The organism is Pedobacter jeongneungensis, assembly GCF_039538295.1.
GTDB classification, from domain to species: Bacteria; Bacteroidota; Bacteroidia; order Sphingobacteriales; family Sphingobacteriaceae; genus Pedobacter; species Pedobacter jeongneungensis.
Window position 1 is genome coordinate 1 of sequence record NZ_BAABBY010000039.1, and the last position, 903, is coordinate 903.

General features: G+C 47.3%; 1 protein-coding gene. It reads left to right on the forward strand.

Features of this window, described 5'->3' with window-relative positions:
* On the forward strand, positions 1-903 hold a 903-nt coding region (locus ABD769_RS24935; protein WP_344854077.1), incomplete at both ends, for a condensation domain-containing protein.

Below are 903 nucleotides of genomic sequence, written 5' to 3' on the forward strand. Positions count from 1 at the left end.
TTCCCATGCAGTATGCTGATTATTCGCTTTGGCAGCGTGGTCAGTTCTCAGGCCCTGAGATGGATATCCATCTGGATTACTGGAAGAACCATCTTAAGGGGGTTGTTCCCCTGGATCTTCCCACAGATTATTTACGTCCTTCAGTTCAAAGTAACATTGGGGGAGTCGTGGATTATTGTTTGGATGCGAGCGTTTCGGATGGTTTTCAGGCTTTGGGACGGGAACAGGGAGCCACCCTTTTCATGACCTTGCTTTCTGCATTTGATATTCTTATGTATCGTTATAGCGGTCAGTCCGATATCTGTGTGGGCAGTCCTGTTTTGGGCCGGACAGACCAGGCTTTGGAACCTTTGATAGGTTTTTTTGTAAATACGGTAGCTCTTCGGATCGATTTGAAGGGTAATCCTTCCTATCTTTCGGTTCTTGCACAAGTTAAAGATACCACTCTGGAGGGTTATTCACACCAGTCCACACCTTTTGAGCAGGTGGTAGATGCTGTTGTTACCGATCGGGATTCCGGGCGAAGCCCACTGTTCCAGGTTTTTTTTACGCTCCAGGATTTATCACAGGAGCAGAGGCTCCGCATTGACAATGTTGTGGTAAGCCCACTTGATGTTACCCATACTACCTCCCGGTTTGAGATCGGCTTTACCGTTATCGAACGTGCGTCCGGGATTCACCTGAGCGTTAATTACAACAGTGATTTTTATTCGCGTTCGCGTATTGAGCGCATGGCTATCCATTATGAAGAACTTCTCCGGTCCATTCTTCTGGACCCTGGTTCCGGTATCGATACCTTGAATATTCTGCCTGGCCCTGAGGTTTCGGAGCTTTTTTCTTTCAATCCCCCGGTTTCTGATGATGTTTCGGGTTCCACCCTTTTAGATCTTTTCCACGATTCTG